Consider the following 6,071-nt stretch of genomic DNA (forward strand, 5'->3'; position numbering starts at 1 on the left):
ATACCGGGAATGTAACCGTAAGCAGCATCAGCATTGATGATGCCCTGACTGGAAGCAACGACCTGGCCATCTCCCCCGCCGATCTGGCTCCGGGAGAAACTGGTACTGCTTCAGCGACCTATACCATTACCCAGGCTGACATGGATGCTGGATTCGTATCCAACTCTGCGACTGCTACAGGTGACAGTCCAGGTAACACTGATGATGTAAGCGATGTGTCTGATAATGGTGATGATACCGATGGAAATACAACCGATGATGCGACCGTGGTGAACTTTACTCCGCAACCGGCTATCGAATTGGTKAAAACAGCGGTGTACTCTGATACTAACACCAACTCYGTGCAGGATGCAGGTGATCAGATCACCTATACCTTCACCGTAACCAATACCGGGAATGTAACGGTAAGCAGCATCAGTATTGATGATGCCCTGACTGGAAGCAACGACCTGGCCATCACCCCAGCCAATCTGGCTCCGGGAGCTATAGGAACTGCTTCGGCCAACTATACCATTACTCAGGCAGACATGGATGCTGGATTCGTATCCAACTCTGCGACTGCTACAGGTGACAGCCCAGGTAATACCGCTGATGTAAGCGATGTGTCTGATAATGGTGATGATACCGATGGAAATACAACCGATGATGCGACCGTGGTGAACTTTACTCCGCAACCGGCTATCGAAGCGGTGAAAACCGTACGAGTAACTGGAAGTAAGGTTGGAGATGTCATTGAATACGACATCGTAGTAACCAACACCGGAAACGTTACCGTGAATAATATCGAAATCACCGATGCCGATGCAGATGTAGGAAGTATCTCAGGTAGTCCGATATTAACTCTGGCTCCGGGCGAAGCGGCTACCGTAACGGCTAATCAAACCATTACTCAGGCGCATATGGATGCAGGTTTTGTATCCAACTCTGCCACCGCTACCGGCGATAGCCCGAGTGGTACCGATGATGTGACCGATGTTTCTGATAATGGAGATGATACCGATGGAAATACCACCGATGATTCAACGGAAACTCCATTAGATCAAAATACTGCAATGGAAATATCCAAAGCAGCTTCTGTTTCGAATTTTGCAAATGTTGGAGATGTAATAGAATATACTATTACTCTTACCAATACCGGAAATACTACTATAAATAGTATTACAATTACCGATGATAACGCTGAAAATCTGACACTACAATCCGGTGACCTAAATTCTGATAATTTGCTTGATGTTGGAGAAGAGTGGATATATACTGCTTCGCATACTGTTACAAGCACAGACTTTAATAATGGTTTTGTGGAGAATATAGCACAGGTAGATGCTAAAGGTCCACTTGGATCAGATCTTCAGGAAGTAAGTAATACTGTTAGAACAGGAGCTTTCAGATTAGAAGATGACAATGTTTCTACAGATGAGGATACTAATGTTATTATTAATGTTCTTGACAATGATAAATATGATCCTGCCGCAGATGTTATCATTACCAATACCACTCAACCGGCTAACGGAAGCGTAGTGATCAATGCAGACAATACGGTAACCTATACTCCAAATCCTGATTTCAACGGAACCGATACTTTCGAGTATACCGCAACCGTGACCAATGCTGATGGAAGCACGACTTCAGAAACTACCACGGTGACTGTAACTGTAGAACCAGTTGCTGATGCTGTAGCTGATATGGCTACCACTCAGGAAGACGAAACTGTAGTGATCGATGTTCTTGATAATGACACCTATGCTGCTGGAACCGATGTGGCAGTAACTGCTACCACTACTCCGGCTAACGGAAGTGTGGTGATCAATGCGGATAATACCGTAACCTATACTCCGAATGCTGATTTCAACGGAACCGATACTTTCGAGTATACCGCAACCGTGACCAATGCTGATGGAAGCACGACTTCAGAAACTACCACGGTGACTGTAACTGTAGAACCAGTTGCTGATGCTGTAGCTGATATGGCTACCACTCAGGAAGACGAAGCTGTAGTGATCGATGTTCTTGATAATGACACCTATGCTGCTGGAACCGATGTGGAAGTAACATCTACCACTACGCCGGCTAACGGAAGTGTGGTGATCAATGCGGATAACACAGTAACCTATACTCCGAATGCTGATTTCAACGGAACCGATACTTTCGAGTATACCGCAACCGTGACCAATGCTGATGGAAGCACGACTTCAGAAACTACCACGGTGACTGTAACTGTAGAACCAGTTGCTGATGCTGTAGCTGATATGGCTACCACTCAGGAAGACGAAACTGTAGTGATCGATGTTCTTGATAATGACACCTATGCTGCTGGAACCGATGTGGCAGTAACTGCTGCCTCTGCTCCTGTTAATGGAAGCGTAGTGATCAATTCAGACAATACGGTAACCTATACTCCGAATGCTGATTTCAACGGAACCGATACTTTCGAGTATACCGCAACCTTGACCAATGCTGACGGAAGCATGACTTCAGAAACTACAACAGTGGCTGTAACGGTGACTCCGGTTGCTGATGCTGTAGCTGATACAGCAACAACTTCAGAAGATGAAGCGGTAACCATCGACGTCCTAGATAACGATACTTATAATGCTGCAACAGATGTGGAAGTAACTGCTGCCTCTGCTCCTGCTAATGGAAATGTGGTGATCAATTCAGACAATACGGTAACCTATACTCCGAATCCTGATTTTAACGGAACCGATACTTTCGAGTATACCGCAACCGTGACCAATGCTGATGGAAGTACGACTTCAGAAACTACAACGGTGACTGTAAAAGTAGAACCAGTTGCTGATGCTGTTGCTGATACGGCTACCACTCAGGAAGACGAAGCTGTAGTGATCGATGTTCTTGATAATGACACCTATGCTGCTGGAACCGATGTGGAAGTAACATCTACCACTACGCCGGCTAACGGAAGTGTGGTGATCAATGCGGATAACACAGTAACCTATACTCCGAATGCTGATTTCAACGGAACCGATACTTTCGAGTATACCGCAACCGTGACCAATGCTGATGGAAGCACGACTTCAGAAACCACCACGGTGACTGTAACTGTAGAACCAGTTGCTGATGCTGTAGCTGATATGGCTACCACTCAGGAAGACGAAACTGTAGTGATCGATGTTCTTGATAATGACACCTATGCTGCTGGAACCGATGTGGAAGTAACATCTACCACTACGCCGGCTAACGGAAGTGTGGTGATCAATGCGGATAACACAGTAACCTATACTCCGAATGCTGATTTCAACGGAACCGATACTTTCGAGTATACCGCGACCGTGACCAATGCCGATGGAACCACCACTTCAGAAACTACCACGGTGACTATTACTGTAGAACCGGTTGCTGATGCTGTGGCCGATACGGCTACAACATCAGAAGATGTAGCGGTAACCATCGATGTCCTGGATAATGATACTTATGCTGCTGGAACCGATGTAGCAGTAACTGCTGCCTCTGCTCCGGCTAACGGAAGTGTGGTGATCAATGCGGATAATACGGTAACCTATACTCCGAATCCTGATTTTAACGGAACTGACACATTCGAGTATACCGCGACCGTTACTAATGCCGATGGAAGCACGACTTCAGAAACCACCATGGTGACTGTAACTGTAGAACCAGTTGCTGATGCTGTAGCTGATACGGCTACAACTTCAGAAGATGAAGCGGTAACCATCGATGTCCTGGATAACGATACTTATGATGCTGCAACAGATGTAGAAGTAACTGCTGCCTCTGCTCCGGCTAACGGAAGTGTGGTGATCAATGCAGATAATACCGTAACCTATACTCCGAATCCTGATTTCAACGGAACCGATACTTTCGAGTATACCGCGACCGTGACCAATGCCGATGGAACCACCACTTCAGAAACTACCACGGTGACTATTACTGTAGAACCGGTTGCTGATGCTGTAGCTGATACGGCTACAACTTCAGAAGATGAAGCGGTAACCATCGATGTCCTGGATAACGATACTTATGATGCTGCAACAGATGTAGAAGTAACTGCTGCCTCTGCTCCGGCTAACGGAAGTGTGGTAATCAATGCAGATAATACCGTAACCTATACTCCGAATGCCGATTTCAACGGAACTGACACATTCGAGTATACTGCTACCGTAACCAATGCCGATGGAACCATGACTTCAGAAAACACCACGGTGACTGTAACCGTAGAACCGGTTGCTGATGCCGTTGCGGATACGGCTACAACTCTGGAAAATAATCCGGTAACGGTAGATGTTCTGGAAAATGATACCTATGCTGAAACTACCAATGTGGTAGTCAGCTCAGTAACACAGCCTGAAAATGGTGCAGCAATATTAAATGATGATGATACGGTAACCTATATTCCAAATACGGAATTCTTTGGAACTGATATTTTTGAATATACATCCACTGTAACCAATGCTGACGGCAGCACTACTTCAGAAACAACCACCGTAACCATTACCGTGGATAAGCAGCCTGATGCCCCAACAGTTTTAGTGGAACAGCCAGACTGTGAAAATGCCTTTGGAACGATAGAGATCGAAACTATTGAAGGTTATGCTTATAGTCTTAATGGTGGAGAATTCAGTGAAGTAGGCTTATTCGAGAATCTTGAAAGCGGTGTCTATGTGATCACGGCAAAAGATTCTAAAGGATATATTTCCCCTGCAACCACAATCGAGATCTTCGATCAGCCAGTAACTCCAGAGGCTCCTCAGGTTGAAGAAATACTTCAGGCCGACTGTATCGAACCAACGGGTACCCTGATCTTGATTTACAATGCCGGACTAGAATATTTCATTGAAAACGAAGAGGGTGAAACAATTTTCGATGAAGACGATGATGCGATCTTTGAAGGTCTTGCTCCTGGTGATTATAATGTATTCACAAGATCAGAATCAGGTTGTGTATCTCAACCTACGAACCTGGTAATTGAAAACCCGACAGCTAATGATATTGCTGTTTCAGATATTAACTGGTGTATTGGGGATTTAACATTCGATCTTTTTGATGCTTTCTCCGGAGAATATGATAGTACCGGAACCTGGCAAGCTGATGATTATGCAGAGTCCTTAGACGGTAGCATAGTTGATCCTACCATCCTTGGGACTGGAACCTTCAAATTCACTTATACTATAGAAGGTCCTTGTCCATCTATAACTGAAGTAATCGTTAATATTAATGACGATTGTGTGGTGTTGCCATGTACAATATCTGACATCAAGAAAAGCATCTCTAAAGTAGTTACACCTAATGGAGATAATCAAAATGATTTCTTTACAATAGACCAGGATGTGGAGTGTGACTTTATATATGATGTTATGATCTTTAACCGTTGGGGTGCAAAGGTTTTTGAAGCTAAAAATTACCAGAACAACTGGGATGGACAGTCTCAAAAATCTTTCACCAGCTCTAACCAGTTACCATCGGGTACTTACTACTACTTTGTTAAAATGAGAGGTAGTGATATGCAGCCAATACAAGGTTATATCTACTTAGGAACAAAATAAAAAAGAGACATCATGAAAAAAGTATATCTAATCATATTGATCTTATTTATTGCAACTGATGGCTTTTCACAACAGCTCCCGCAGTTTACGCAGTATATGTATAATACGATCTCGATCAATCCGGCCTATGCCGGGAGTAGAGACGGCTTTACCACGGTGGGACTGCACCGTAGCCAGTGGGCTGACCTGGAAGGGGCTCCCACCACCCAGACCCTATCCCTCCACTCTCCCCTTACCAATGATAAGGTGGGATTGGGATTGTCTATCATCAACGATAACGCCGGGTATGAGAATTACACCTATGCCTATGGGGATTTCTCCTACCGTCTGGATTTGAGTGATGATGTCACCCTTCGCCTGGGATTAAAGGCCGGGATGAGTTATTACAACCTCGAGGATGAACTCTTTACAGATCCCCAGGTATTAAGCGATCCTTTCTTTCAGGATCAGATCAACCGCTGGACTCCTAACTTCGGGCTTGGATTCTATCTCTCCTCCCAGAACTGGTACATCGGGGGATCGGCTCCTAAACTGATCAATAATGACAATAAT

At 44.8% G+C, this 6,071-nt stretch carries 2 protein-coding genes; both read left to right on the plus strand.

The genetic code is table 11. The features are described 5' to 3' along the window. The coding region (locus tag FGM01_RS14390) for an Ig-like domain-containing protein (RefSeq protein ID WP_143411889.1) at positions 1-5,519 on the plus strand (5,519 nt) is incomplete at its 5' end. Positions 5,520-5,531: 12 nt separating this feature from the next. Further along, positions 5,532-6,071, plus strand: a 540-nt coding sequence (locus tag FGM01_RS14395; protein WP_143409071.1) for a PorP/SprF family type IX secretion system membrane protein, incomplete at its 3' end; no start/stop codon positions are given.

The organism is Christiangramia sabulilitoris, assembly GCF_007050985.1.
Taxonomy (GTDB): domain Bacteria; phylum Bacteroidota; class Bacteroidia; order Flavobacteriales; family Flavobacteriaceae; genus Christiangramia; species Christiangramia sabulilitoris.